Origin of the sequence: Pseudomonas sp. SORGH_AS_0199 (assembly GCF_031453735.1) — a bacterium.
Classification (GTDB): Bacteria; Pseudomonadota; Gammaproteobacteria; order Pseudomonadales; family Pseudomonadaceae; genus Chryseomonas; species Chryseomonas aestiva.
In genome coordinates this window covers 1,858,691-1,883,393 of sequence record NZ_JAVJAE010000001.1, presented here as the reverse complement: position 1 = coordinate 1,883,393, position 24,703 = coordinate 1,858,691, and the positions used below count along the sequence as shown (strand labels likewise).

26 protein-coding genes and 1 tRNA gene are annotated in these 24,703 nt (G+C 67.7%); 16 read left to right on the top strand and 11 right to left on the bottom strand.

The features are described 5' to 3' along the window. Positions 1–5: 5 nt before the first annotated feature. From QE444_RS08845 to QE444_RS08835, 3 genes are all read right to left on the bottom strand, one after another. Positions 6–101, bottom strand: a tRNA-Sec gene (locus QE444_RS08845). Positions 102–110: 9 nt separating this feature from the next. Continuing rightward, complete coding sequence (gene selB / locus QE444_RS08840; protein ID WP_309737942.1) at positions 111–2,024, bottom strand: selenocysteine-specific translation elongation factor; 1,914 nt, start codon at positions 2,022–2,024, stop codon at positions 111–113. An 89-nt stretch (positions 2,025–2,113) separates the two neighbouring features. Next, complete coding sequence (locus QE444_RS08835; protein ID WP_158892160.1) at positions 2,114–3,001, bottom strand: LysR family transcriptional regulator; 888 nt, start codon at positions 2,999–3,001, stop codon at positions 2,114–2,116. A gap of 110 nt (positions 3,002–3,111) precedes the next feature. On the opposite strand from QE444_RS08835, the gene QE444_RS08830 reads away from it, so the two are divergent. Continuing rightward, positions 3,112–4,098 (top strand): aldo/keto reductase, encoded by a 987-nt coding sequence (locus QE444_RS08830; protein ID WP_309737938.1) that lies wholly within the window; start codon positions 3,112–3,114, stop codon positions 4,096–4,098. Between the two features lie 45 nt (positions 4,099–4,143). Here QE444_RS08830 and QE444_RS08825 read toward each other — a convergent pair whose 3' ends face one another. Beyond that, positions 4,144–4,452 carry a DUF2288 domain-containing protein gene (locus QE444_RS08825; protein ID WP_309737936.1) on the bottom strand — a complete coding sequence of 103 codons (309 nt, stop codon included), beginning with the start codon at positions 4,450–4,452 and terminating at the stop codon, positions 4,144–4,146. Positions 4,453–4,666: 214 nt separating this feature from the next. On the opposite strand from QE444_RS08825, the gene QE444_RS08820 reads away from it, so the two are divergent. From QE444_RS08820 to QE444_RS08800, 5 genes are all read left to right on the top strand, one after another. Further along, positions 4,667–5,788 (top strand): branched-chain amino acid ABC transporter substrate-binding protein, encoded by a 1,122-nt coding sequence (locus QE444_RS08820; RefSeq protein ID WP_133859888.1) that lies wholly within the window; start codon positions 4,667–4,669, stop codon positions 5,786–5,788. A gap of 114 nt (positions 5,789–5,902) precedes the next feature. Beyond that, a complete protein-coding gene (gene livH / locus QE444_RS08815) occupies positions 5,903–6,826 on the top strand; it encodes a high-affinity branched-chain amino acid ABC transporter permease LivH (protein ID WP_007159571.1) in 924 nt (307 codons plus the stop codon). Next, entirely contained in the window at positions 6,823–8,079 is a 1,257-nt protein-coding gene (locus QE444_RS08810; RefSeq protein ID WP_187978653.1) for a high-affinity branched-chain amino acid ABC transporter permease LivM, read from the top strand. Before livH ends, QE444_RS08810 begins: the two co-directional genes overlap by 4 nt. Continuing rightward, a complete protein-coding gene (gene livG, locus QE444_RS08805; RefSeq protein ID WP_133859890.1) occupies positions 8,076–8,843 on the top strand; it encodes a high-affinity branched-chain amino acid ABC transporter ATP-binding protein LivG in 768 nt (255 codons plus the stop codon). The genes QE444_RS08810 and livG overlap by 4 nt, the downstream gene beginning before the upstream one ends. A gap of 11 nt (positions 8,844–8,854) precedes the next feature. Further along, positions 8,855–9,556: an ABC transporter ATP-binding protein gene (locus QE444_RS08800; RefSeq protein WP_007159574.1), complete on the top strand. Its 702-nt coding sequence runs from the start codon at positions 8,855–8,857 to the stop codon at positions 9,554–9,556. 586 nt (positions 9,557–10,142) lie between these two features. Here the strand turns inward: QE444_RS08800 and QE444_RS08795 are convergent. Beyond that, on the bottom strand, positions 10,143–11,054 hold the full coding sequence (locus QE444_RS08795; protein ID WP_187978652.1) for a LysR family transcriptional regulator: 912 nt from the start codon (positions 11,052–11,054) through the stop codon (positions 10,143–10,145). Positions 11,055–11,151: 97 nt separating this feature from the next. Between QE444_RS08795 and QE444_RS08790 the strand changes: the two genes are divergently transcribed. From QE444_RS08790 to QE444_RS08780, 3 genes are all read left to right on the top strand, one after another. Further along, positions 11,152–11,751: a short chain dehydrogenase gene (locus tag QE444_RS08790; protein WP_280310485.1), complete on the top strand. Its 600-nt coding sequence runs from the start codon at positions 11,152–11,154 to the stop codon at positions 11,749–11,751. 59 nt (positions 11,752–11,810) lie between these two features. Continuing rightward, positions 11,811–12,491, top strand: a complete 681-nt coding sequence (locus QE444_RS08785; RefSeq protein ID WP_133859893.1) for a hypothetical protein — start codon at positions 11,811–11,813, stop codon at positions 12,489–12,491. A gap of 176 nt (positions 12,492–12,667) precedes the next feature. Continuing rightward, a complete protein-coding gene (locus tag QE444_RS08780) occupies positions 12,668–15,232 on the top strand; it encodes an EAL domain-containing protein (protein ID WP_309737921.1) in 2,565 nt (854 codons plus the stop codon). Between the two features lie 19 nt (positions 15,233–15,251). Here the strand turns inward: QE444_RS08780 and QE444_RS08775 are convergent, their stop codons facing one another. Continuing rightward, on the bottom strand, positions 15,252–16,214 hold the full coding sequence (locus QE444_RS08775; RefSeq protein ID WP_133859895.1) for a GlxA family transcriptional regulator: 963 nt from the start codon (positions 16,212–16,214) through the stop codon (positions 15,252–15,254). Between the two features lie 284 nt (positions 16,215–16,498). Beyond that, the gene (gene acs / locus QE444_RS08770) at positions 16,499–18,457 is read right to left on the bottom strand and encodes an acetate--CoA ligase (protein ID WP_133859896.1); all 1,959 of its coding nucleotides are present in this window, start codon (positions 18,455–18,457) and stop codon (positions 16,499–16,501) included. 162 nt (positions 18,458–18,619) lie between these two features. Between acs and QE444_RS08765 the strand changes: the two genes are divergently transcribed. Next, positions 18,620–18,970, top strand: a complete 351-nt coding sequence (locus QE444_RS08765) for a 4a-hydroxytetrahydrobiopterin dehydratase (RefSeq protein WP_187978649.1) — start codon at positions 18,620–18,622, stop codon at positions 18,968–18,970. Positions 18,971–19,001: 31 nt separating this feature from the next. Here QE444_RS08765 and QE444_RS08760 read toward each other — a convergent pair whose 3' ends face one another. After that, entirely contained in the window at positions 19,002–19,415 is a 414-nt protein-coding gene (locus tag QE444_RS08760; protein ID WP_309737918.1) for a VOC family protein, read from the bottom strand. Positions 19,416–19,538: 123 nt separating this feature from the next. Here QE444_RS08760 and QE444_RS08755 point away from each other — a divergent pair, with 123 nt between their 5' ends. Then, complete coding sequence (locus tag QE444_RS08755) at positions 19,539–19,763, top strand: hypothetical protein (RefSeq protein ID WP_133859899.1); 225 nt, start codon at positions 19,539–19,541, stop codon at positions 19,761–19,763. A gap of 2 nt (positions 19,764–19,765) precedes the next feature. Beyond that, positions 19,766–20,218: a GNAT family N-acetyltransferase gene (locus QE444_RS08750; RefSeq protein ID WP_273862677.1), complete on the top strand. Its 453-nt coding sequence runs from the start codon at positions 19,766–19,768 to the stop codon at positions 20,216–20,218. Here the strand turns inward: QE444_RS08750 and QE444_RS08745 are convergent. Continuing rightward, positions 20,215–20,430 (bottom strand): DUF3820 family protein, encoded by a 216-nt coding sequence (locus tag QE444_RS08745; RefSeq protein ID WP_158892131.1) that lies wholly within the window; start codon positions 20,428–20,430, stop codon positions 20,215–20,217. The genes QE444_RS08750 and QE444_RS08745 overlap by 4 nt on opposite strands. A gap of 122 nt (positions 20,431–20,552) precedes the next feature. Between QE444_RS08745 and QE444_RS08740 the strand changes: the two genes are divergently transcribed. Next, positions 20,553–21,359 (top strand): SDR family oxidoreductase, encoded by an 807-nt coding sequence (locus QE444_RS08740; RefSeq protein ID WP_187978646.1) that lies wholly within the window; start codon positions 20,553–20,555, stop codon positions 21,357–21,359. 92 nt (positions 21,360–21,451) lie between these two features. On the opposite strand, the gene QE444_RS08735 is transcribed toward QE444_RS08740, so the two are convergent. Next, a complete protein-coding gene (locus QE444_RS08735) occupies positions 21,452–21,643 on the bottom strand; it encodes a hypothetical protein (RefSeq protein ID WP_133859903.1) in 192 nt (63 codons plus the stop codon). A 249-nt stretch (positions 21,644–21,892) separates the two neighbouring features. Here QE444_RS08735 and QE444_RS08730 point away from each other — a divergent pair, with 249 nt between their 5' ends. The 3 genes from QE444_RS08730 to QE444_RS08720 all read left to right on the top strand — a co-directional run bounded on the left by QE444_RS08730 (position 21,893) and on the right by QE444_RS08720 (position 23,397). Beyond that, the gene (locus QE444_RS08730) at positions 21,893–22,168 is read left to right on the top strand and encodes a BrnT family toxin (RefSeq protein WP_133859904.1); all 276 of its coding nucleotides are present in this window, start codon (positions 21,893–21,895) and stop codon (positions 22,166–22,168) included. Then, positions 22,146–22,418 (top strand): BrnA antitoxin family protein, encoded by a 273-nt coding sequence (locus tag QE444_RS08725; RefSeq protein ID WP_133859905.1) that lies wholly within the window; start codon positions 22,146–22,148, stop codon positions 22,416–22,418. The genes QE444_RS08730 and QE444_RS08725 overlap by 23 nt, the downstream gene beginning before the upstream one ends. A 274-nt stretch (positions 22,419–22,692) precedes the next feature. Beyond that, a complete protein-coding gene (locus QE444_RS08720) occupies positions 22,693–23,397 on the top strand; it encodes an aspartate/glutamate racemase family protein (RefSeq protein WP_309737912.1) in 705 nt (234 codons plus the stop codon). On the opposite strand, the gene QE444_RS08715 is transcribed toward QE444_RS08720, so the two are convergent. Then, positions 23,394–24,698 carry a leucine-rich repeat-containing protein kinase family protein gene (locus QE444_RS08715; protein WP_309737910.1) on the bottom strand — a complete coding sequence of 435 codons (1,305 nt, stop codon included), beginning with the start codon at positions 24,696–24,698 and terminating at the stop codon, positions 23,394–23,396. The genes QE444_RS08720 and QE444_RS08715 overlap by 4 nt on opposite strands. Positions 24,699–24,703: the final 5 nt, after the last annotated feature.

Sequence of the window (24,703 nt, the reverse complement as noted above, 5' to 3'; positions counted from 1 at the left end):
GGAAATGGCGGAAGGCAGTGGGAGTCGAACCCACCCGGGAACGGCTGCCGTCCCCAACCGGGTTTGAAGCCCGGCCACGCCACCGGGCGTGATTGCCTTCCTCTGTTGCGCTAGCCCTCGGCCGCGCGGGCCCAGGCGCTGTCCGGGCGGACCCGGCGCTCGTCGCCGAAGCGACGGGTGAAACCGATGCGATCCAGGCATTCGAGGATCTGGATGCTGCGCTTGCGACCGATGCCGAGGGCATCGCGAAAGGCCGCGGCGCGAATGATCCCCGCTTCGCGCTCCAGGCGCAATGCCTCGCCGGCCGCGGCTTCCAGACTCGCCTGGGGATAGAAGAGATCCCTGACCACCTGGGTCAGTTCCCCCAGCCGGGCCAGCTTGCGCAGCAGCAGCCGCACCTCGGCCTCGGGCTGATCCAGACTCCTGGCCAGATCACGAGTCCAGGGCGGATCGAAGCGTTGGGCCTCCAGCAGCGGCCAGAGGCGGGTCTTGAGCCCCTCCTCCGCCTCGGTGAGGCGAACCCGGTGATCGGGCAGGTGCAGCCAGGGACCGCTGCTCTGCAATCGCCCCTCGGCCAGGGCCGTCTCCAGCAGGGCCAAATAGACCGTCCGCTCCAGTTCCGGCGCGGCGATGCGGCGGAGGCGATCCCGATCGGGACCCAGCTCGTCGGGTTGTTCTTGGTGAAAGGTCGCCAGCGCCGCGCCCAGGCGCTCGAGCGCCGCCTGCCACAGCGCCGCCGCGAACAGCCGCGGGCCGACCCGCGTCTCCACCCTCAGGGTGTCGGCGGGCAATTGCCAGTCGCCTTCGGGGCGGTTGAACTGCCGCGCCAGCAGTCGCGGATCGAGACCGCCGTCGGCCTGGGCCAGGAGTTCGGGCAGCGCCTCCTCCAGACCGCCCCGACGCAGGGCCTGGAGTTGGGCCAGGCGCTGGGGCGTACGGCGATGGCGCGCCGGGGCGAAGGGATCGAGCAGCCGGGCGCCGCCCAGGGTGCGCTGGGCAGACTGGTCGCGCAGCACCAGGCGATCGCCATGCACCCCGTGTAGCGGCGCATTGAGCACCAGCTGCGCCAGGGTCGTGGCGCCCGGGGCGAGGCTGTCGCCTTCCAGCAGGGCGACGCGACCGGTGAGATCCTGGGCGCCCAGGTGCACGTGCACCGGCGTCCAGTGCGCCAGGTTGCGCGCCTCGCCGGGCAGCAGTCGTAGCTCCACGTCGATACGGGTGGTGGGCGCATGCAGCGCCTCGGCCACCAGCCAGTCACCGCGGGCGAGGCTGTCGGTGCTCAGCCGCTCACCGGCGAGATTGAGGGACACCCGCTGGCCGGCCTGGGCGGTTTCCGCCGCGCGGTTCTGGGCATGCAGCCCCCGCACCCGCAGGCGCTGGCCGCGCGGGGTGAGGATGAGTTCGTCGCCGACGGCCACCTGGCCGGCAAAGGCAGTACCGGTGACCACCACCCCGGCCCCGGCGACGCTGAACACCCGGTCCACTGCCAGGCGAAAGCTGCCGCGGGCGTTGCGCTGGTGCACCTGGCCCAGGGCCGCGAGCAAGGCGGCGCGCAATTCGGGGATGCCCACGCCGCTGGGGCTGGCCACCGGATATAGCGGCGCTCCGGCAAAGGGGCCGGCGGCCAGCAGCGCACTGACGTCCTGACGCACCTGGGCCAGTCGCTCGGCATCCACCCGATCGGCCTTGGTCAGGGCCACCAGCAGCCGGGGAATGCCGAGCAATTCGAGGATCGCCAGGTGCTCGCGGGTCTGCGGCATGACGCCGTCGTCGGCTGCCACCACCAGCAGGGCCAGATCCAGGCCGCTGGCGCCCGCCAGCATGTTGTGCACGAAGCGCTCGTGACCGGGGACGTCGATGAAACCGGTGAGACCGCCGTCGCCCAGATCGGCATAGACATAGCCCAGGTCGATGGTGATGCCGCGCGCCTGTTCCTCGCGGCGGCGGTCACCGGCGACCCCGGTGAGGGCCTGGATCAGGGCGGTCTTGCCATGGTCGATGTGACCGGCGGTGCCGATGATCATGGGCACGGTACCAGGCGGATGAACAGGGACGTCATGGCGGCTCCAGGCGGCGGACTGGCGCTCAGGGTAGCGGCGCCCCGCGCGATCGCCTAGCCGTGACGCTCGCGCAAGAAGGCCACGAAGGCCCGCAGCGGGGCCGGCAGCTGGCGGCGATCCGCATAGTAGAGCCGCGGACCGGGAAAGGACGTGGACCAGTCCGCCAGCACTTCCACCAGGCGACCGTCGGCCAGGGGCTCGGCCAGATAGTCGGCGAAGGAATAGATCAGGCCGACGCCGTCGAGGGCGGCTTGCAGCTCCAGGTCGAGCGCCGAGGCCAGCAGGCGACTGCCCGGCGTGACGTTGCTGACCTCGCTGCCGCGCTCGAAGCTCCACTGCGCCACCAGGCCGCTGGCGAAGCGATGCCCGATGCAGGAATGCCGGACCAGGTCGGCGGGGTGTGCCGGTACGCCGTGCCGTTCCAGGTAGGCAGGGGTTCCGGCCACGGCGAATCTCTGGGTGACCGGGCCCAGTCGCACGCTGATCATGTCCGCTTCCAGGTGCTCGTCGTAGCGCACGCCGGCATCGAAACCCGCGGCGAGCACGTCGATCAGCCGATCCTCGGCCACCACCTCCAGGCGAATGCCCGGATGCCGGGCCAGGAAGGGGCCGATCAGCGGCGGCAGCAGCACGCGGGCGACGATGGTGGGCACATTGAGTCTCAGGCTCCCCACCGGACTCTCGCCCTCGGCATTGATGGCGTCCAGCGCGCCGCGCACCTCGCGCAGCGCGGGGGTGAGGCGCTCCAGCAGACGCTGGCCGGCCGCGGTGGGCGTCACGCTGCGGGTGGTGCGGTGCAGCAGCCGGACATCCAGTTCCCGCTCCAGCCGCCGCACCGCATCGCTCAGCGAAGACGCCGCCACACCGCGCACATAGGCGGCGCCACGAAAGCTGCGGGCCTCGGCCACGGCGGCGAAGGCCGCCAGGTCATCCAGATTCAAGGCGCCTCCATTGTACGGCTGAGCGAACAGGTCGTTGTGTCGAGACCGGATTATCGCACAGCGTCATCCTGGCTAGAGTGAAGCCTCATTCACCTGACGAGGAATCCCACATGCAACAGCGTCGCTTGGGCCAGCAGGGCCCCCTGGTATCGAGCCTTGGTCTGGGCTGCATGGGCATGTCCGATCTCTATGGCAGCGCCGACCGTGGCGAGGCCATCGCCACGGTCCAGGCGGCCCTCGAACGCGGCGTCACCCTGTTCGACACCGGTGACTTCTATGGCATGGGCCACAACGAACTGCTCCTGGGCGAAGCCCTGCGCGGTCGACGCGACCAGGCGCTGATCAGCGTCAAGTTCGGCGCCCTGCGCGGTCCGGGCGGCGAGTGGCTGGGCTACGACACCCGGCCGGCGGCGATCAAGAATTTCGTCGCCTACAGCCTCAAGCGCCTGGGTGTGGACCACATCGACATCTATCGCCCGGCACGGCTGGATCGCCAGGTGCCCATCGAGGACACCATGGGCGCCCTCGCCGAGCTGGTGCAGGCCGGCTACATCCGCCATATCGGCCTTTCCGAGGTGGGCGCCCAGACCCTGCGGCGGGCCGCCGCGGTACATCCGGTCTGCGACCTGCAGATCGAGTATTCGCTGGTCTCGCGCGGCATCGAGGCGGAGATCCTGCCAACCTGCCGCGAACTGGGCATCGGCATCACCGCCTATGGCGTGCTCTCCCGTGGCCTGCTCAGCGGTCACTGGCGCCAACCCTCGGGCAGCGGCGACTTCCGCGCTCATAGTCCGCGCTTCCAGCCGGGCAACGTGGAGAAAAACCTGGCGCTGGTGGCAGGCCTCAAGCAGTTCGCCGAACACCGGGGCACCACCCCGGCCCGACTGGCGGTGGCCTGGGTCGCCGCCCAGGGCGACGACATCGTGCCGCTGGTCGGTGCCCGCCGCCGCGGTCAGCTCGACGAATCCCTCGGGGCGCTGGAGGTGGCCCTCAGCGCTGCGGATCGTGCCGAACTGGAACGCTTGCTGCCGCCGGACGCCGTGGCCGGCGATCGCTACGGCGAACACCAGCTGCGCGATCTCGACAGCGAACGCTGAGTCACGCCCGCCAGCAGCGGCCCGCCTTGCGCGGGCCCTTGCGTTTCAGCGCTCGGCCGGACGCTCCTGCATCAGCACCCAGGGCGCCACCACCACCGCCCACAGGGGCACCTCGGGCGCTTCCAGCCGGCGCCTTGCGCGGTCTTCGTCGACCTTGGCCAACTGGCCCTGCTGCAGCCACAGACCCACCCGGGCGGCATCGTCCTGGGTCACGGCGATGGCCGCTTCGATCAGGTCCAGCTCGGGCGCCACTTCCAGCAGCACGCCCCGCGCAAAATGCGGTTGCAATTCTTCCCAGCCGATGGCGGCGGTCTGCCCGAGCAGGGTGGCGTAGCGCGTTGCGTGATCGGTCATGGTGCGGGCCTCGCGAAAAGGGCGGATTCTACCGTTGCCCTCCCCGCTTGCCGAGCGCCCGGACGCACGGGCCACAGATCCGACAAGTTGTCGTCGCCAGCTTTCCAAGACGAACAGACGGTGATTAAACTGCGCGGCGCGTCATAAAGAACAAAATCGGCACATTTTCGCTTCCAACTGCCTCATTAATAAAAGCATTCCGAGTGGAGCACTCATGAAAAAGGCAACTCTGCGTTTCTCCCGCCTGGTCGCGGCCCTGGCCCTGGCCGGCATGGCCAGCCACACCCTGGCAGCCGACACCCTGAAGATCGGTCTGGCCGGCCCCAAGACCGGTCCGGTCGCCCAGTACGGTGACATGGAGTTCATTGGTGCCCAGATGGCCATCGAGCAGATCAACAAGGCCGGCGGCGTCAAGGGCAAGCAGCTCGAAGGCGTGATCTACGACGACGCCTGCGATCCCAAGCAGGCCGTGGCGGTTGCCAACAAGATCGTCAACGATGGCGTCAAGTTCGTTGTCGGCCACCTCTGCTCCAGCTCCACCCAGCCCGCCTCCGACATCTATGAGGACGAAGGCATCCTGATGGTGACCCCGGCGGCAACCAGCCCCGACATCACCAACCGTGGCTACAAGCTGATCTTCCGCACCATCGGCCTGGACAACATGCAGGGCCCGACCGCCGGCAAGTTCATCGTCGAGCACGTCAAGCCGAAGATCGTCGCGGTCATCCACGACAAGCAGCAGTACGGCGAAGGCATCGCCACCGCGGTCAAGCAGACCCTGGACAAGGCCGGCGTCAAGGTCGCCGTGTTCGAGGGCATCAACTCCGGCGACAAGGATTTCTCCTCGCTGATCGCCAAGCTCAAGCAGGCCAACGTCGACTTCGTCTACTACGGCGGCTACCACCCCGAGCTGGGCCTGATCCTGCGTCAGGCGGCCGAGAAGGGCCTGACCGCCAAGTTCATGGGTCCGGAAGGCGTGGGCAACAGCTCCATCTCCGCCATCGCCGGCAAGGCCTCCGAAGGCCTGCTGGTCACCCTGCCGCGCTCCTTCGACCAGGATCCCAAGAACCAGGCCCTGGTACAGGCGTTCAAGGACAAGAAGCAGGATGCGAGCGGTCCCTTCGTGTTCCCCTCCTACGCCGCCGTGCAGGTCATCGCCGAAGGCATCGAGAAGGCGGGCGACGAGAAGCCCGAGGACGTGGCCAAGGCACTGCGCAGCAACACCTTCAACACCCCCACCGGTGAGTTGGCGTTCGACGAGAAAGGCGACCTGAAGAACTTCGAGTTCGTGGTCTACGAATGGCACGCCGACGGCACCAAGACTGAAGCCAAGTAAGCCCTGCCTGTAACACCGGAGCCCACCGCCAACGGCGGTGGGCTTCGTTTATCCGCCTCCATCCGAGGCCTGGGACCCGCACCAGAAGTGCACCAAGGTCCCCTGGAGACACCCATGCCCGAGTTCTACCACTACCTGCAACAGCTGGTGAACGGCCTCACGGTCGGCAGCACCTATGCGCTGATCGCCATCGGCTACACCATGGTCTACGGCATCATCGGCATGATCAACTTCGCCCATGGCGAGGTGTACATGATCGGCTCCTATGTGGCCTTCATCGCCATCGCCGGCCTGGCCATGCTGGGTATCCACAGCCTGCCCATCGTCATGCTCGCCGCCTTTGGCGCCAGCATCATCATCGCCAGTGCCTACGGCTACAGCATCGAACGCATCGCCTATCGCCCCCTGCGTGGCGGTAACCGGCTGATCCCGCTGATCTCGGCGATCGGCATGTCGATCTTCCTGCAGAACTGGGTGCTGCTGGCCCAGGATTCCAAGGACAAGTCGATCCCCAACCTGCTGCCGGGCAACTTCATCATCGGCACCGACGCCATGAACGGCGTGGTGATCTCCTATGTGCAGGTGCTGATCTTCATCGTCACCCTGCTCACCATGTTCGGCCTCACCTGGTTCATCTCCCGCTCCCGCCTGGGCCGCGCCTGCCGCGCCTGCGCCGAGGACATCAAGATGGCCAACCTGCTGGGCATCAACACCAACGGCATCATCGCCCTGACCTTCGTCATCGGCGCCACCCTCGCCGCCGTGGCCGCGGTGCTGCTGGGCATCCAGTACGGCGTGATCAATCCGAGTCTGGGTTTCCTGGCCGGTATCAAGGCCTTCACCGCCGCCGTGCTCGGCGGCATCGGCAGCATCCCCGGCGCCATGCTCGGCGGCCTGGTGCTGGGCGTGGCCGAGGCCTTTGGCGCCGACGTCTTCGGTGACCAGTACAAGGACGTGGTGGCCTTCAGTCTGCTGGTGCTGGTGCTGCTGTTCCGCCCCACCGGCATCCTCGGTCGCCCGGAGGTGGAAAAGGTATGAGTGCCCGTCTGCGAACCGCCTTCTTCAGCGCCCTGCTGGTGCTGGCCGTCGCCTATCCCATCCTCGGCCTCAAGCTGGAGACGGTAGGCGTCAACCTGGAAGTGCACGGCGCCCCGCCGCGCACCCTCTGGATCGTGGCCCTGGCTGCGGTACTGATGTTCGTCTGGCAACTGGTGCGTGACCCGCTCACCGCCGGCTGGCGCCGCAATGGCGGCCTGCAGCTGCCGGCCACCGGCCTGGGCACCAAGCTCACCGAACCCAAGACCCAGCGCTGGGTGATCCTCGGCCTGGTGCTGATCGCCCTGGTGTGGCCCTTCTACGGCTCGCGCGGCGCGGTGGACATCGCCACCCTGATCCTCATCTACGTGATGCTCGGCCTCGGCCTGAACATCGTGGTGGGGTTGGCCGGTCTGCTCGACCTGGGCTACGTCGGCTTCTATGCCGTCGGCGCCTACACCTACGCCATGCTCTCCCACTACTACGGCCTGGGCTTCTGGGTCTGCCTGCCGCTGGCGGGGCTGATGGCGGCGCTGTTCGGCTTCCTGCTCGGTTTCCCGGTGCTGCGCCTGCGCGGCGACTACCTGGCCATCGTCACCCTGGGCTTCGGCGAGATCATCCGCATCCTCTTGCGCAACCTCACCCAGTGGACCGGCGGCCCCAACGGCATCAGCGGCATCGAAAAACCGACCCTGTTCGGCCTGACCTTCGAACGCCGGGCGCCGGAGGGCATGACGCCCTTCCACGAGTATTTCGGCATCCCCTACAACTCCGAATACAAGGTGATCTTCCTCTATCTGATCGCCCTGCTGCTGGTGCTGCTGACCCTGTTCGTGATCAACCGCCTCCTGCGCATGCCCATCGGGCGCGCCTGGGAAGCCCTGCGCGAAGACGAGATCGCCTGCCGCGCCCTGGGTCTAAATCCCACGCTGATCAAGCTCTCGGCCTTTACCCTGGGCGCCTGCTTCGCCGGTTTCGCCGGCAGCTTCTTCGCCGCGCGCCAGGGCCTGGTGTCGCCGGAATCCTTCACCTTCATCGAATCGGCCATCATCCTGGCTATCGTGGTGCTGGGCGGCATGGGCTCCCAGCTCGGCGTGATCCTCGCGGCCATCGTGATGATCCTGCTGCCGGAGCTGATGCGCGAATTCAGCGAATACCGCATGTTGATGTTCGGCCTGCTGATGGTCGTGATGATGATCTGGCGTCCGCAAGGCCTGCTCCCGATGCAACGCCCGCACCTGGAGTTGCACAAATGAGCCAAGCCCTTCTCGATGTCTCCGGCCTATCCATGAGATTCGGCGGCCTGCTGGCCGTCAACGGCGTCAACATCCGCGTGGAACAGGGCCAGGTGGTCTCGCTGATCGGCCCCAATGGCGCCGGCAAGACCACGGTGTTCAACTGCCTGACCGGCTTCTACCGGCCCAGCGGCGGCGAGATCCTGCTCAATGGCGAAGCCATCCAGGGACTGCCCGGGCACAAGATCGCCCGCAAGGGCGTGGTGCGCACCTTCCAGAACGTCCGCCTGTTCAAGGAAATGACCGCGGTGGAGAACCTGCTGGTGGCCCAGCACCGCCACCTCAACACCGGCTTCCTGGCCGGGCTGTTCAAGACCCCGGCCTTTCGCAAGAGCGAAGCCGAGGCCATGGACTATGCGCGCTTCTGGCTGGAGCAGGTCAACCTCACCGAATTCGCCAACCGCAACGCCGGCAACCTCGCCTACGGCCAGCAGCGCCGCCTGGAAATCGCCCGCTGCATGATGACCCGCCCGCAGATCCTCATGCTCGACGAGCCGGCCGCCGGCCTCAACCCGCGCGAGACCGAGGACCTCAAGGCGCTCATCGCGCTGCTGCGCGCCGAGCACGGCGTGACCGTGCTCCTGATCGAGCACGACATGCACCTGGTGATGAGCATTTCCGACCACATCGTGGTGATCAACCAGGGCACCCCCCTGGCCGACGGGACGCCGGAGCAGATCCGCAACAACCCCGACGTGATCAAGGCCTACCTGGGCGAATCCTGATGGAGACCACCATGCTGCAGTTCGACAACGTCTCCACCTTCTACGGCAAGATCCAGGCGCTGCATGGCGTCAGCGTGCAGGTGAACCGGGGCGAGATCGTCACCCTGATCGGCGCCAACGGGGCCGGCAAGTCCACCCTGCTGATGACCCTCTGCGGTACCCCGCGGGCCCACGGCGGCAGCATCCGCTACGAAGGCGAGGAGCTGGTCGGCCAGGAAACCGCGCAGATCATGCGCAAGGGCATCGCGGTGGTGCCCGAGGGTCGCCGGGTATTCGCCCGTCTGACCGTGGAGGAGAACCTGGCCATGGGCGGCTTCTTCACCGACAAGCACGCCTACGACCGCCAGCTGGAGAAGGTCCTCGGCCTCTTCCCGCGCCTCAAGGAGCGCTATGCCCAGCGCGCCGGCACCATGTCCGGCGGCGAGCAGCAGATGCTCGCCATCGGCCGGGCGATGATGAGCGAGCCGCGCCTGCTGCTGCTCGACGAGCCGTCGCTGGGCCTGGCGCCCATCATCATCCAGCAGATCTTCGAGATCATCGAACAGCTGCGCCAGGATGGGGTGACGGTGTTCCTGGTCGAGCAGAACGCCAACCAGGCACTCAAACTGGCCGACCGCGGCTACGTGCTGGAGAACGGCCGCATCGTCATGCAGGACAGCGGCGCCGAGCTGCTGGCCAACCCGGACGTGCGCAAGGCCTATCTGGGCGGTTGAGTCACCCCGTCGCCGCCCCACATGCCTCGACCAACAGCACCGTAGCGTGGAAAGCGGCGCAGCCTTTTCCACCGGGGCTTCCTGGCGAAGGGTGCCCTCACCCCAGCCCTCTCCCGCAGGGAGAGGGGGCTATCCGTGCGCCACGTAGGTTGGGTTGAGACGGCTCCATCGTCGAAGCCCAACAGCACCGTAGCGTGGAAAACGGCGCAGCCTTTTCCACCGGGGCGTCCTGGCGAAGGGTGCCCTCACCCCAGCCCTCTCCCGCGGGGAGAGGGAGCTATCTGTGCGCCACGTAGGTTGGCTCCATCGTCGAAGCCCAACAGCACCGTAGCGTGGAAAACGGCGCAGCCTTTTCCACTGGGACTTCCTGGCGAAGAGTGCCCTCACCCCAGCCCTCTCCCGCAGGGAGAGGGGGCTATCTGTGCGCCACGTAAGTTGGCTCCACCGTCGAAGCCCAACAGCACCGTAGCGTGGAAAACGGCGCAGCCTTTTCCACCGGGGCTTCCTGGCGAAGAGTGCCCTCACCCAAGCCCTCTCCCGCGGGGAGAGGGAGCTATCCGCACCAGCGTTCAGCTCATCGGCTCCGCTACCCCAACGCCTCCAGGCGCTGCCGACTACGCTCGAACCAGTCGCTCAGGGCTTCCGCCACCACCCGTGTTCGCTTGGGCAGGCCACCCTGGTAGGGATGCACCAGAAACAGCGGCTGGCTGGGGGTGCGCCAGTCCCTGAGCAGCCAGACCAGGGCGCCACTGGCCAGCTCCTCGTGCACCATGAACGAGGGCAGCCGGGCGATACCCTGCCCGGCCAGGGCGGCCTGCTTGAGCAGGCTGTAGTGATTGCAGGCCAGGCTGGGGATTACCTGCACGCGGTCGAGTCGGTGCTCGCGGTGATAGAGCCAGACCTCTCCCTTGGCATAGTGGCTGTTGACCAGGCAGCGGTGGCCGAGCAGCTCCTCGGGCGCCTGGGGGACCTCGCGCCCGGCCAGATAGGCGGGTGCCGCGCAGGTCACCTCCTGCATGGCGAACAGCGGTCGCGCGACCAGACGTTCGTCCGGGTCCAGCCGGGCGCGAATCGCCAGGTCGAAACCCTCGGCCACCAGGTCGCGATAGCCGTTGTCCAGCACCAGGTCCAGCTGGATGGCGGGATGGGTGGCACGACAGGCCAGCAGCACCTCGAAAAAGGTGTAGCCCAGGGACACCGGAACGGTCAGGCGTACCGGCCCGGCTGCCTCCTCCTGCAGGCGGGCCACGCTCTGCAGGGCCCGCTCGCGCTGGCGCACCAGGGCCTGCGCCTCGGGCAGCAGGGCGCGTCCGGCAGGGGTGGGATCGAGACGTCGGGTGGTACGGTGCAGCAGGCGGGTCTCCAGGCGCACCTCCAGCGCCCGGATGCGCTTCGACAGTTGCCCCTTGCTGCAGCCCAGGCGCTCGGCGGCGCGGGTGAAGCTGCCGCTTTCACAGAGGATGGCGAAGGCGGCGAGATCGGCGAAATCGTCCTGCATCGTTTCCTCCGGGAAACACTGGATTGCCATTCAGGTGATTTATCAAGGCAATGAGCCATTCTAGGCTGGAGACTCCTTCCCTTCACGGAGTCGCCTCATGAAAATCATCCTCGTCGGTGCCAGCGGTACCCTGGGCAGCGCCATCGCCGAACGCCTGGGCAGCCGCCACGAGCTGATCCGCGTTGGCCGCCAATCCGGCGATCTGCAGGTCGATATCACCCAAGCGGATTCCATCCGCGCCCTGTTCGCCCAGGTCGGGCGCTTCGACGCCCTGGTCAGCGCGGTGGGGTCGGTGACCTTCGCCCCCTTCACCGAGATGACGCCCGAGGCCTATCAGAAGGGCCTGCAGGACAAGCTGATGGGCCAGGTCAACCTGGTGCTGCTGGGCCAGACCCAGGCGGCCGAGGGTGCCTCCTTTACCCTGACCACCGGCATCCTCAGCGAACAGCCCATCGCTCAGGGCAGCTCGGCGGCCATGGTCAATGCCGCCCTGGAGGGCTTCGTCCGCGGCGCGGCCATCGAGCTGCCGCGGGGTCAGCGGATCAATGCCGTGAGTCCGACGGTGCTGGAGGAATCGCTGGGGCACTACGGCGATTTCTTCCGCGGCTTCAAGGCGGTATCGGGGGCCGAGGCTACCCTGGCCTACGAACGCAGCGTGGAAGGGCGGGAAACCGGCAAGACTTATCGCGCCTGGTAAGTCCTTGAGCTTGCGGCGCTGTCTGAGTAACGTGTGCCCACCTCAGTCGGAGTCCTGCGATGCCTGCGCCGCGTGCCATCTTTCCCCTTGCCCTGCTCGGCCTCCTCGGCGGCTGCAGCCTGTTCCAGAGCGACGACACCCCGCGTGCACCGGGCGGCGAGCGCCTGCAGGGTGATCTGCGCTGGAACGGTGACCAGCTGCTGTTCCGCCCCTGCCAGGAACAGCGCTTCTTCGACGTCACCGACGCCAACAACACCGCCATCCTGCGCGATGCCCATGAACTGGCCGCCGACAGCGGTGCCGCTTCGCTATTCGCCGATCTGCGCGGCAAGCTCAAGTCCGGCGGTCGCGATGGCGCCCAGGGCGTGTTCGCCGTCACCGACGTCTACCGCGTGCAGTACAGCGGTCCGGGCTGCAGCGATCCCAACTTCAAGCGTACCGCCATGAATGCCGGTGGCCATGGACCGGACTGGAGCGTCCAGGTCAGCAACCAGGGCATGCTGGTCAGTACCGCCGGCCAACAGCGCCGCGCCCTGCCCTTCGTGCAGGAAGAATTGCCCGGCGGCATGCGCGCCCTGTCCACCGAGGCCAATGGCGAGAAGGTCGAGCTGTGGATCAATCCCCGGCGCTGCGTGGATGGCCGGACCGGCACCGTGCAGTCGCTGCAGGCCGAATTACGCATCAATGGCCAGACCTGGCAGGGCTGCGCCTTCTACGGTGGTGCCGGCAACCCCACCTAAGTCGGGCGTTCGCGCGATGCTTAGCGCGATCCCCTTGGCATCTTCCGCTTTACGTTTAGCGTCGTGCGCCCCTAGGGGCTAGTCTAGCGACGGCAAGGCTTCATCCGCTTCGCTTGGCCACCTCCGGGTCGCGCCGGGCGAAGCCACAGGAACGCTCATCCAGCCAGGGTCCAGGCATGCCAACATCTCCCGCGTCCCGCAGCGCCTTACCGCGTCGGCGGGGCCATACCGTCCTCCTGCGGCTGTTCCCGGCGCTCTGCGTACTGCTCCTCGGCCTTATCGGCCTGGGTTGCTATCTGCTGGTCGACAATGCCGTGCGCCAGGATGCCACCGTCGCCCAGCATACCGAGCGCGCGATCGGTCGCACCTTTACCCGCCTCGACGAAGAGGTCGCCCGCAACCTGATCGACTACAGCAAATGGGACGAGGCCTATCGCCGCCTGCATCAGGAACTGGACCCCGACTGGGCCTACGACCAGGGCAACCTCGGCGAATCGCTGTACCGCGTCTATGGCTACGAAGGGGTGCTGGTATTCGACGGCCAGGACCGCCCCCGCTATCGCCTGCTCGATGGCCAACTGGCCGATCCCGCTACGCCCTGGCTGCAGGGCGACATCGCCGGCCTGCTGGCAGCGGCACGCAGCGCCGACGCCCGCGCCGGCAGCGTGTCCGGTGTGCTGACCGTGGCCGGGATGCCGGCGCTGGTGGCCGCCGCCGCCATCACCCCGGGCGATCATGCCGGCGTCCGCCCCCAGGAGGCGCCGGCCTCGGTACTGGTCTTCGTCAATGTGCTGAGTCCCGCCCGGCTGGCCGCCCTGAGCGAAGCCAACAACCTGCCGCCGCTGAGCATCACCACCGACCCGGCTGGCAGCCGTGCCAGCTGGCAACTGCCCGGCTCCGGCTATCAGCTGACCTGGCGCCCGCCGCGACCGGGATTGTGGCTGATGCAGCAGACCCTGCCGCTGTTCGGCGGTGGGGTGCTGATCCTGCTGCTGGGGCTGATCTGGCTGTTTCGCCAGGCGCTGCTGTCGATGCGCCAGCTGGATGCCCAGTACGATGACCTGCTGGCCAGTCGCAGCGAACTGGCCATCGGTGAGCGACGCTTCCGCGACATCGCCGAGGCCACCTCGGACTGGCTGTGGGAGGTCGACGCCACCCTGCGCCTGGTCTATGTCTCGGATCGCTTCGCCGAAGTCACCGGGGAAGCCACCAACCGCTGGCTGGGGCGGCCGCTCAACGAACTCCTGACGCCCCATGCCGATACCCTGGCGCACTGGCTCGCCGGCCAGGCGCACGACCGCAAGCCGCGACCGCCGCTGGTCTGTCACTACCTGGACGGCAACGGCCGCGAACGCACCTGTCGGGTCGCCGCCCGGGCCATTCCCGAGGGTGGCTATCGCGGCACCGTCACCGACCTCACCGACGAGATCGAGGCCCTGGCCCAGGTCCAGCACCTGTCCTGGCACGATCCCCTGACCGGCCTGCCCAATCGCCATCGCCTGCACCAGTTTCTCGCCACCCACCTGGAAGGACCGGAGCCGCGGCCCCTGGCGCTGATCAGCCTGGACCTGGATAGATTCAAGACGGTCAACGACGCCCTCGGCCATGCCGCCGGCGATCAGGTCCTGCAGGAAGCGGCGCAGCGCCTGCGGCAGAACGTGACCGCCACCGACCTGGTGGCCCGCCTGGGCGGCGATGAATTCTGCGTGGTGCTCAGCGGCGATCGCGACCCGGGCGCCATCGCCGACCTCTGTCGACGGCTGGTGGAGCAGTTGCGCCAACCCTTCCGCCTCGGCCAGCAGCGGGTCTTCATCGGCAGCAGCCTGGGCGTGGCCCTGGCGCCGCGGGATACCGGCATCCCGGCGGAACTGCTGCGCCTGGCCGATATCGCCCTCTACCAGGCCAAGGCCGCTGGCCGCGGCACCTGGCGCTTCCACGAGCCAGCCATGAACGAGCAGGTGCTGCTGCGCCGGCAGCTGGAGCAGGACCTGCGCCAGGCCCTGCGCGATGACCGCCTCAGCCTCTACTACCAGCCGCGGCGTTGCCTGACCGATGGCAGCCTGCGTGGCTTCGAGGCGCTGGTGCGCTGGGAGCATCCGACCCAGGGGCTGCTGGAGCCGCTGGACTTCCTGACCCTGGCCGAGGACGCCGGCCTCGGCCAGCGCCTGGGACGCTGGGTGCTGGAGACCGCCTGCCACGATGCCCAGGGCTGGCCGGAACGACTTTCGGTGTCGGTCAATCTGTCGCCGCAGCAATTCCACGCCAACGAAGATCCGGTGCAGACCGTGGCCGAGGCGCTCTACCAGAGCGGCCTGGCGGCCTCGCGCCTGGAGCTGGAACTCACCGAACGCACCCTGCTGGATCCGGCCGCCGACGTGGCCAACACCCTGGGCGCGCTCAAGGGCCTGGGCGTACGCCTGTGCCTGGACGACTTCGGTTCCGGCCTCTGCTCCCTGGCCTATCTGCGCCGCTATCCGCTGGACGGCATCCGCCTGGATCGCAGCCTCATCGCCCGCCACCATCAGGCGCCGGAAGACAGCGCCCTGGTGCGGGCCATGATCGATCTCGGCCGCTCGCTGGGACTAAGGGTGACCCTCAAGGGGGTGGAAGACGCCGAGCACCTGCGCCAGCTGCAGCACCTGCCGGCGGACGAGATCCAGGGCTTCCATTGCGGCGCGCCCCTGCCGGCCGACCAGCTGGGCGCCTGGCTGGACGAACTGGCGACCGAGTCGCTGAGCTGAATCGGCAGGGGCTCGGCGCCTAGCGCTCGGCCACCATGCTGCCCTCGCCCGCCGCGCCACGCCGCTGGTTGCGGTCGTCGCGGGGGGTGACGCCAAAGAAGTTGCGATAGGCGCTGGAGAAATGCGGTCCCGACGAGAAGCCGCAGGACAGGCCGATCTGGATGATCGACTTGCTGGTCTGGGTGAGCATCTTGCGCGCCCGGTTCAGCCGCAACTCCAGGTAGTACTGGCTGGGTACACGGGCCAGGTATTGCTTGAAGATCCGCTCCAGCTGCCGGCGGGAGACGCAGACGTGTTGGGCGATCTCGTCGGTGGTGAGGGGCTCTTCGATGTTGGCCTCCATCAGCATCACCGCCTGGGTCAGCTTGGGATGACTCGACCCCAGGCGATTCTTCAGCGGAATGCGCTGTCGCTCGCTGCCTTCGCGCAGCCGCTCGACGATCAGCTCCTCGGCGATGGTGCCGGCCTGCTCGGCGTCGCGGTCACGGCCGATCATGGCCAGCAGCAGATCGAGGATGGCCAGGCCGCCACAGGCGGTCAGGCGATCGCGGTCCCATTCGTAGAGGTGGTGGGTGGCGATGACCTTGGGGAATTGCTCGCTGAACTCCTCCAGCCAGCGCCAGTGCACGGCGGCGCGATGACCGTCGAGGAGCCCGAGCTGGGCGAGGATGTGCACCCCGGCGGAAAAACCGCCCATCACCACCCCGGCCCGGGCGGTCTGGCGCAGGGCCGCGACCAGCGGTGGCGGCAGCGGCGGCGAGGGTTCGTCGGCCAGCACGAAGAGCCGATCCAGGCGTTCCAGCTGCCCTTCCCAGTGGCCACCCGGCAGTCGCGGCTGCAACTCGCTGCCGGCCTGCAGAAAGCGCACCTCGTAGGGCGTATCGCTCGAATGGCGCGAGGCGAGTTCCAGCGCTTCCTCGACCAGGCCCACGGTCAGCGGACGAACGTCGGGCCACAGCAGAAAGGCGATGCGGATGGTCATCTAACGTCTGGCTTCCTGTCGAGAGCGGCGGGGGCGACCGATCCGGGGCCCGCGCGCCATGAAACCCTTGTGGGGTGGCACGCATGGTACGCCGGAGCGCTGCCCCTGTCCCGGCCTTTGCCCCGGGTAGCGGACCGGAGTACCCTGCGGCCCGCCGGCTGGCGCGATTCTAGCGCCAGCGCAACGGCGGCGGCTTCTACCCTGGCGACACGTCCTTACAGGACCGCCAAAAAAGAAACCGCCCGCTACCTGGACGATAGCGGGCGGTCGCTGAGGCAGCCGGATCAGGCGACGGCCTGGCTCATCTGCTGATGGGTCCCGACCAGATGCTGCACCACGCCCGGGTCGGCCAGGGTGGAGATGTCGCCGAGCGAGTCGTATTCGCCCACGGCGATCTTGCGCAGGATCCGCCGCATGATCTTGCCGGAGCGGGTCTTGGGCAGACCCGGCGCCCACTGGATCACATCGGGGGTGGCGATGGGGCCGATTTCCTTGCGCACCCACTGCTTGAGCTCCTGGCGCAGCGCTTCGTTGCCCTCCTCGCCCTGGTTGAGGGTGACGTAGACATAGATGCCCTGGCCCTTGAGGTCGTGGGGCATGCCCACCACCGCGGCCTCGGCCACCTTGGGATGGGCCACCAGGGCGCTCTCGATCTCGGCGGTGCCCATGCGGTGGCCGGAGACGTTGAGCACGTCGTCGACGCGACCGGTGATCCAGTAGTAGCCGTCCTCGTCGCGGCGGGCACCGTCACCGGTGAAGTACATGCCCTTGAAGGTCTTGAAGTAGGTGTCGACGAAGCGGTCGTGGTCGCCATAGATGGAGCGCGACTGGCCCGGCCAGGAATCGAGGATCACCAGGTTGCCTTCCACGGCGCCGTCGAGCAGGTTGCCCTCGTTGTCCACCAGCGCCGGCTGGATGCCGAAGAAGGGACGGGTCGCCGAACCGGGCTTCTGGCCGATGGCGCCCGGCAGCGGGCTGATGAGGATGCCGCCGGTCTCGGTCTGCCACCAGGTGTCGACGATGGGGCAGCGCTCCTGGCCCACGGTCTTGTAGTACCAGTGCCAGGCCTCGGGGTTGATGGGCTCGCCCACCGAACCGAGCAGGCGCAGGCTGCTGCCGTCGACGCCGCGCATGGCCGCATCGCCCTGGGCCATCATGGCGCGGATGGCGGTGGGGGCGGTGTAGAGGACGTTGACCTGGTGCTTGTCCACCACCTGGCCCATGCGGGTGACGTCCGGGTAGTTGGGCACGCCCTCGAACAGCAGGGTGGTGGCGCCGTTGGCCAGGGGGCCGTAGACGATGTAGCTGTGGCCGGTGATCCAGCCGACGTCGGCGGTGCACCAGTAGACCTCGCCGGGGCGATAGTCGAAGACCCGCTCGTGGGTCAGGGCGGCATAGGTCAGGTAGCCGCCGGTGGTGTGCAGGATGCCCTTGGGCTTGCCGGTGGAACCGGAGGTATAGAGGATGAACAGCGGCGCCTCGGCGGACATCTCCTTGGGCTCGCAATGTTCCGGCGCCACCGAGGTGATGTCCTCGTACCAGACGTCGCGGTGGCGGTGCCAGGCGATGTCGGCGCCGGTGCGCTTGCAGACGATCACCTTGCGCACCGAATAGGTGGCCGGATTGGTCAGGGCCTCGTCGACGTTGGCCTTGAGCGGGATCTTGCGACCGCCGCGCACGCCTTCGTCGGCGGTGATGACCAGCTTGGACTGGCAGTCGCTGATGCGGCCGGCCAGGGATTCGGGGGAGAAGCCGCCGAACACCACCGAGTGCACCGCGCCGATGCGGGCGCAGGCCAGCATGGCCACCACGGCCTCGGGAATCATCGGCATGTAGATGGTCACCACGTCGCCGCGGTGGATGTCCTGGCCGCGCAGGGCGTTGGCCAACTGGCAGACCTCGCGATGCAGTTCGCGGTAGGTGATGTGGCGGCTGTCGGCCGGATCGTCGCCTTCCCAGATGATGGCGGTCTGGTCGCCGCGGGTTTCCAGGTGGCGATCCAGGCAATTGTAGGAGGCGTTCAGGGTGCCATCGGCGAACCACTGGATGTCGACGCGATGATCGTCGAAGGAGGTCTGCTTGACCCGGCTGAAGGGCTTGATCCAATCCAGGCGCTGGGCCTGCTCGCGCCAGAAGCCATCGGGGTTGAGGATGGACTGCTGGTACAGCCGGCGATAGGTGACTTCATCGGTCAGGGTCCGGGAAGCGACTTCCGCGCGGACCGGGTAGAAGGCGGCACTCATGGGACGATCTCCTCGGCGGGAAACTGTTGTTCTTGTTGTCTTCCGTTGTACGGCGCGCACCGGTTTCGGACCATTCGACCATGGTCGGACGGGGCGCCGGGAGCTGACCGGCGGGTCTGTTACCCTTGCCCTTTCGTGACTTTCTTTCCCAAGGAGCGCCCCATGGCCGATCTCGCCCACTCTCATTGCGTCCCCTGCCGCTCCAGCGAGCCGGCCCTGAGCGCGGCCGCCAGCAGCGAATTGCTCAAGGCCGTCCCCGGCTGGACGCTGGTGGAACGCGAGGGGATTGCGCGGCTGGAACGCCGCTATGCCTTCGGCAACTTCCTCGAGGCCCTGGACTTCACCAACCGCGTCGGCCGCGAGGCCCAGGACGAGGACCATCACCCGGCCCTGCTCACCGAATGGGGCGCGGTGACGGTGAGCTGGTGGACGCACAACATCGGCGGCCTGCACCGCAACGACTTCATCATGGCCGCCCGTACCGACGCAGTCGCCCTGGCGGCCAACGTCTGACCATCGGATCGCCGGATCGCCGGACCACACGCTAGTCGCAGGCGGCGGCCAATCCCTCGGCGTGGACGAAACACAGCTTGTTGCCCTCCGGGTCCCGGCAATAGGCGGCATAGAAGTCCGGTCCGTAGCCCGCTCGGATGCCCGGCGCACCCTCGTCGCTGCCGCCCAGTTGCAGGGCGCGATGCCAGGCCCTCTCCACGGCCGCGGGACTAGGCGCGGCAAAGCTCACCTGGACGCCATTGCCCCAGGAGGCCGGCAGGCCGTTGAACGGCAGCTGCACATAGAATTGCGGCCACGCCCGCCCCGGCCGCTGCCAGCCACACCCGGGCGGGCCACCGTCGTCTTCCGCCGGCATGCGCACCAGCCCGAGTTCGTGCAAGACGCTGTCGTAGAATTCGATCAGGCGCTCCAGATCGCGCGCACCTAGCTGTACATGGCTGAACATGGACGCTCTCCCGCTGCAGGGGTCATCAAGCCACGTTAGACCAGTCCGTCGCGCCTGCCTATCGGCTCGACAAGCCCGGCGCGGACGGTTAGCGTGGCGGCCTTCGCCTCTGACGATATGCCCATGAATCTGCGCAACCTCCCCCGCCTGACCAAGATCGGCCTGGTCTTCTTCATCCTTGGCCTGCTGGGCGTGGCCTTCTCCCTCTATGGCCTCTACCAGGGTCCGCGTCCCACCGAACCCGGTGCCATGCGCAGCCTGCTGTTCGCAGCGGGATTGCAGCTGACCGGCTACGTGCTGCTCAACCGCAACCGCTTCCGCATGCTGTCCGGCCGCCGCAAGGACTGACCATGACCCTCCAGTGGAGCTGCCGCGCCGCGCCAGCGCTGACCACCGCCGAGCTCTATGCCGCCCTGGTGCTGCGCGCCCGGGTGTTCGTGGTGGAGCAGCAGTGCATCTATCCCGACGCCGATGGCCTGGATCTGGCAGCGGATGTCTGGCACCTGTTCGGCTGGCGTGACGACCAGTTGCACGCCTACCTGCGCCTGCTCGGGGCAGTACGCGAGGACGTGGTGATCGGCCGGGTGATCGTCGCCCCCGAGGGCCGCGGCGGCGGGCTGGGGCACCTGCTGCTGGCGGAAGCCCTGCGCGTCTGCGCCGAGCGCTGGCCCGGGCGCTCGCTGTTTCTCTCCGCCCAGGCTCATCTGCAGGCCTACTATGGCCGCTATGGCTTCACGCCCTGCTCAGCGGTGTACGACGAGGACGGAATTCCCCATATCGACATGCGTCGCCTGGCGGACTAGCGCCGGCGGCGCAGCGGATCGAGCAGCGGCTTGAGGCCGTTGTGGTCGATCTCCTGCATCAGCGCCAATAACCGGCCCAGCTCGCCAGGTGGAAAGCCGCTGCGGGCGAACCAGTTGAGGTAGTGGCCCGGCAGGTCGGCCAGCAGGCGGCCGGCGTACTTGCCATAGGGCATGGTCCAGGTCACCAGGGCGTCCAGATCCGCGGGTTGCATCGCTTGTCTCCTCTACACGGCCTGGCGATTATGCCATGCCGTCAGGGGTCAACCGTCGGCCGCGGGGAGCACCAGCTCTCCGCGACGATCCCAGCTACACCAGGTCTGCAGAGGATTTCAGCATGAGCAATGTTACCCGGCCACTGGCCGCCGTTACCGGTGCCTCCAGCGGCATCGGCTTCGAACTGGCCAAGCAGCTGGCCCGCCATGGCCATGATCTGCTGCTGGTTTCCCGCGGCGACGGCCTTGACGCCGCCGAGCGTGAATTGCGCGCCCTGGGAGTCAAGGTCTGGAGTCATGCGGCTGACCTGCGCACCGCCGTGGGCGTGGAAGAGACCTATAGATTCCTGCGCCGCCAGGGGCGGCCGCTGGACGTCGTGGTACTCAACGCCGGGGTCGGCCTGGGCGGCGCCTTCGTCGGCCAGACGCGGCTGGAAGACGAGATGGCGCTGATCCAGCTCAATGTCATGTCCACCGTGCACCTGGCCAAGCTAGTGTTGCCGGAGATGGTCGCCGCCGGCCGTGGCCGGGTGCTCTTCACGTCGTCCATCTCGGCCACGGCGCCGATTCCCTTCGAGGCCGTCTACGGTGCTTCCAAGGCCTTCATCAACTCCTTCGCCTTCGCCCTGCGCAACGAACTCAAGGACAGTGGCGTGACCCTCACGGTACTCATGCCCGGCCAGACCGACACCAACTTCTTCCACCGCGCCGGCGAAGACGACACCAGCGTCGGCGCCGGGCCCAAGAACGATCCGGTGCAGGTGGCCGCCCAAGGCTACGCCGCGCTGATGCAGGGCCTCGACCATGTCTATGGCGGCGGCCCCGAAGTCCAGCACGAGGGCGAGGTGCTCAATCGGGTGGAAAGCGAGGCGCAGAAGGCCGAGCGCCATCGCGCCTGGTCGGAGCCGGGGTCGGCGGAAAAGGACTAGCGGCCCTTGCGCCGGGGCGCTGGCAGGCGCAGGTGGCGACGTCAGGCGAGGCGTCATGACCAAGACCCTGCCTGACGTCCGGCTGGCCGCCTCTAGTTGACCGGCGTGGCTCCGGGCGTACCGCACTTGGCGAACTTGCCCTTGGCATCCTTGCATTGCGCGGCCTTGGTCTTGGTGGTGTCGCATTTGACGAACTTGCCGTGGGCATCCCGGCAGGGTGCCGCCTGGACGCTGGCGGCTGCGAAGAGGGTCAGGGCTACCGCGGCGAACAGAGCTTTGAGCATGACGATCACCTCCAAGGGCCGGGAGTGGCCTCTCGAAGCGTAGCTTGCGCACGTGGGGTGTGCCATGGGCACTGATGACATAAGGGCTCGTATCCAGGCGCTGGAGCGGACGATGTCAGGCATGTTCGACGGCTGTCGAGGCCACCTCTTCCAGACTCGTCGACGTTAGCGGCAGACCGCCTCACCTACCGTGGGATCCGCTGTACAAGGATGTCTTGCCGGCCTCAATTAATGTACATACAATAAATCATGGACATAAGCTTCGATCCGGCCAAGAACATCGCCAACATCGCCGCTCGTGGACTGAGCTTCGAAGGGGTTGCCAACTTCGACTTCGAAACGGCGCTGATCTGGGTCGATGACCGGAGGATCTATCCGGAAGTACGGTATTCGGCCCTGGGCCTGATTGCGCGCCGGGTGCACGCCGTGGTGTTCACCGAAACCGCCACTGGCATCCGGGTCATCAGCTTCCGCAAGGCAAACAATCGCGAGGTAAAACGCTATGAGCAAGCCACTCAATCCTGAATTGATCGACGTGGAAAACCCGGAGTGGACCGACGAAAAAGTCGAGCAATCGGTGCGCATCGGTGCATTGCCGGTGACCTTGCAAGCCAAGCTGCGTCGTGGCCGCCCCCAAGCCAGCGTCACCAAGGAGCGCATCACCATTCGGCTTTCCCCGCACGTTGTCGACGCCTTCCGCGCGACGGGTTCAGGCTGGCAGACCCGCATGGATGCCGCGCTCAAGGATTGGCTGAAAACACATTCGCCATCCTGAGCGCGCGCCACCTTGCCATGACCCTGGGCGTTCATCTTCTGCCTGGACGAACCAGGAGTCGGGCGCTCCCTATCTGCTTTTCCTGACCTGCCGTTCAAGGCCTCGGGTCAGCATCCGCCACAGCTCCATCGGGAAACCACCCGCCGATCCCCCTCGACTTTTTTGCGGCTTACCAGGCCGCTCACTGTACTGCTCGATCTCCGGCCTACTGATCCTCACGCACCGCTTAAACAGACGCCAAGATGCCCGTTCGCCAATCACTATGAGAACGACCATGCGCACCCTGGGCCTGCTGGGCGGCATGAGCTGGGAAAGCTCGGCGCACTACTATCGCATCTTCAACGAAGAGGTCCGGCGCCGGCTGGGCGGCAGTCATTCGGCGGCCTGCCTGCTGCTGTCGGTGGATTTCGCCGAGATCGCCGCGCTGCAGCATGCCGGCGACTGGACGGCGCTGGGTCAGCGCTTGCAGGACCATGCGCGGCAACTGGCCGCCGGTGGTGCCGAGGCGCTGGTGCTCTGTACCAACACCATGCACTGCCTGGCGGCGGAGATCGAGGCGGCCACGACCTTGCCGCTGCTGCACATCGCCGACCCCACGGGTGCGGCGATCCGCGCCCGGGGCCTGCGGACCGTCGGCCTGCTGGGCACCGCCTTCACCATGGAGCAGGCTTTCTATCGCGAGCGGCTGACCGAGCGCTTCGGCCTGGAAGTGGTGGTGCCTGACGCGGCCGCGCGCCAGATCGTGCACCGCATCATCTATGACGAGCTGGTACGTGGCGAGGTGCGCCCCGAGTCGCGGGCAGCCTATCGCGCGATCATCGCCGAGCTGGTCGCCCAAGGCGCCGAGGGCATCGTGCTCGGCTGCACCGAGATCATGCTGCTGGTGGACCAGGGCGACAGCGCGGTGCCGCTGTTCGACACCACGCGACTGCACGCCCTGGCCGCCGTGGACTGGGCCCTGGACGAGACCCAGGGCTAGCCCTGCAGCCGCTGCGCCACCTCGGCCAGCAGCGGGCGCGCATCGAGCGCGGGCTGCTGGCACTGCGCGGCCAGGGCCGCCAGCGCCGGATCCACGGGCTCGCTGCAACGCGTCAGCCACTCCTCCAGCAGGATGCCGAAGGCGCGACTTTCGAAGCGCTGCAGCCGCGCGGCCTGCGCCCGGTCCTCGGGCAGCAGCGAGGCGCCGCCGAAGTCGCCCAGCAGGCAGCGCGCGCCACCGTCCCAGAGGATGTTGTGGGCATAGAAGTCGCCGTGGACCAGGCCATGCCCGTGCAGGTGCGCCAGGGCGCTGGCCATGCCGCCCGCCATGCTGCGCACGGCGCGGGCGGTGAAGCGGGTGTCCTCGGAATATACGTCGCGGCTGCAGGTGGTGAAGCTGGGCGGACCGGCCAGGTTGCCGAAGGCCGGCTCCACCAGCTCCAAGACCAGGCCACTGCGCTGCTCCGGATGCTCGGCCAGATCGCCGAGGGCGCCGATCAGCCAGGGATGGATGCCGGCGCTGAGGCTGGCGGCGCTTTCGCTTTCCGGGGTGCCATCGCTGGTCATGCTGCCCTTGAACAGCTTGACGGCGACCTCGCGCGGCCCCGTGGGCGACTGCCAGCGCGCCTGGTGGATGATGCCGGAGGCGCCCTCCCCCAGCCGCTCGCCCAGCGCCAGGTCGCTCCAGGCGATGCGTTGTTGCCGCGCCGCCTGGGTGCGTACCGCGCGCTCGCGCTCGGCCCCCAGGGGATTGTCGCCATAGGCCAGCCAGGTCAGCCGCGGCAACTCCAAGATGGCCGGCGGCAGCGCCGCGAAGCGATTCGCCGACAGCCGCAGCAGTTCCAGCTGGTGCAGGTCGGCCATGGACGGCGGCAGGCTCTGCAGATGGTTGCCGGCCAGCATCAGCTTTTGCAGGGCGGGCCGCTCGCCCAGGGCGGCAGGCAATGCGGCGATGCGGTTGTCGGTGAGGATCAGCCAGCGCAGGCGCGGCGGCAGGGCCGCAGCGTTCACCCGCTCCAGCTGGCAGGCCTTGAAGCCGATCATTTCCAGCCTGGGTAGCGTGCCGAGCACCTCGGGCAATTCGGTGAAGGGATTGCCCGAGCAGAAGAGGATGCGTAAGCGGTGCAACCGGCCCAGGTCGGCGGGCAGGCGGGTCAGCCGATTGCCCGACAGGTCGAGGATTTCCAGGCTGTCGGCCAGGCTGAAGATCTCTTCGGGGAATTCGGTCAGGTCGGCACGCAGGGTCAGGCGCGTGGCCCCGGCCAGTTCGCCGGCGCGCAGCCGGGCAAGGGTATCCGTCATGGGAA

What these genes read in the sequence shown, in the direction of transcription:
- QE444_RS08810 (WP_187978653.1), top strand. Translation starts at nt 6,823, where the DNA reads ATGAGTGCCCGTCTGCGAACCGCCTTCTTCAGCGCCCTGCTGGTGCTG.
- QE444_RS08775 (WP_133859895.1), bottom strand. Translation starts at nt 16,214, where the DNA reads ATGACCATCCGCATCGCCTTTCTGCTGTGGCCCGACGTTCGTCCGCTG.
- acs (WP_133859896.1), bottom strand. Translation starts at nt 18,457, where the DNA reads ATGAGTGCCGCCTTCTACCCGGTCCGCGCGGAAGTCGCTTCCCGGACC.
- QE444_RS08780 (WP_309737921.1), top strand. Translation starts at nt 12,668, where the DNA reads ATGCCAACATCTCCCGCGTCCCGCAGCGCCTTACCGCGTCGGCGGGGC.
- livH (WP_007159571.1), top strand. Translation starts at nt 5,903, where the DNA reads ATGCCCGAGTTCTACCACTACCTGCAACAGCTGGTGAACGGCCTCACG.
- QE444_RS08715 (WP_309737910.1), bottom strand. Translation starts at nt 24,698, where the DNA reads ATGACGGATACCCTTGCCCGGCTGCGCGCCGGCGAACTGGCCGGGGCC.
- QE444_RS08730 (WP_133859904.1), top strand. Translation starts at nt 21,893, where the DNA reads ATGGACATAAGCTTCGATCCGGCCAAGAACATCGCCAACATCGCCGCT.
- QE444_RS08740 (WP_187978646.1), top strand. Translation starts at nt 20,553, where the DNA reads ATGAGCAATGTTACCCGGCCACTGGCCGCCGTTACCGGTGCCTCCAGC.
- QE444_RS08720 (WP_309737912.1), top strand. Translation starts at nt 22,693, where the DNA reads ATGCGCACCCTGGGCCTGCTGGGCGGCATGAGCTGGGAAAGCTCGGCG.
- livG (WP_133859890.1), top strand. Translation starts at nt 8,076, where the DNA reads ATGAGCCAAGCCCTTCTCGATGTCTCCGGCCTATCCATGAGATTCGGC.
- QE444_RS08830 (WP_309737938.1), top strand. Translation starts at nt 3,112, where the DNA reads ATGCAACAGCGTCGCTTGGGCCAGCAGGGCCCCCTGGTATCGAGCCTT.
- QE444_RS08785 (WP_133859893.1), top strand. Translation starts at nt 11,811, where the DNA reads ATGCCTGCGCCGCGTGCCATCTTTCCCCTTGCCCTGCTCGGCCTCCTC.
- QE444_RS08745 (WP_158892131.1), bottom strand. Translation starts at nt 20,430, where the DNA reads ATGCAACCCGCGGATCTGGACGCCCTGGTGACCTGGACCATGCCCTAT.
- QE444_RS08765 (WP_187978649.1), top strand. Translation starts at nt 18,620, where the DNA reads ATGGCCGATCTCGCCCACTCTCATTGCGTCCCCTGCCGCTCCAGCGAG.
- QE444_RS08795 (WP_187978652.1), bottom strand. Translation starts at nt 11,054, where the DNA reads ATGCAGGACGATTTCGCCGATCTCGCCGCCTTCGCCATCCTCTGTGAA.
- QE444_RS08755 (WP_133859899.1), top strand. Translation starts at nt 19,539, where the DNA reads ATGAATCTGCGCAACCTCCCCCGCCTGACCAAGATCGGCCTGGTCTTC.
- QE444_RS08800 (WP_007159574.1), top strand. Translation starts at nt 8,855, where the DNA reads ATGCTGCAGTTCGACAACGTCTCCACCTTCTACGGCAAGATCCAGGCG.
- QE444_RS08790 (WP_280310485.1), top strand. Translation starts at nt 11,152, where the DNA reads ATGAAAATCATCCTCGTCGGTGCCAGCGGTACCCTGGGCAGCGCCATC.
- QE444_RS08825 (WP_309737936.1), bottom strand. Translation starts at nt 4,452, where the DNA reads ATGACCGATCACGCAACGCGCTACGCCACCCTGCTCGGGCAGACCGCC.
- QE444_RS08735 (WP_133859903.1), bottom strand. Translation starts at nt 21,643, where the DNA reads ATGCTCAAAGCTCTGTTCGCCGCGGTAGCCCTGACCCTCTTCGCAGCC.
- QE444_RS08725 (WP_133859905.1), top strand. Translation starts at nt 22,146, where the DNA reads ATGAGCAAGCCACTCAATCCTGAATTGATCGACGTGGAAAACCCGGAG.
- QE444_RS08750 (WP_273862677.1), top strand. Translation starts at nt 19,766, where the DNA reads ATGACCCTCCAGTGGAGCTGCCGCGCCGCGCCAGCGCTGACCACCGCC.
- QE444_RS08760 (WP_309737918.1), bottom strand. Translation starts at nt 19,415, where the DNA reads ATGTTCAGCCATGTACAGCTAGGTGCGCGCGATCTGGAGCGCCTGATC.
- selB (WP_309737942.1), bottom strand. Translation starts at nt 2,024, where the DNA reads ATGATCATCGGCACCGCCGGTCACATCGACCATGGCAAGACCGCCCTG.
- QE444_RS08820 (WP_133859888.1), top strand. Translation starts at nt 4,667, where the DNA reads ATGAAAAAGGCAACTCTGCGTTTCTCCCGCCTGGTCGCGGCCCTGGCC.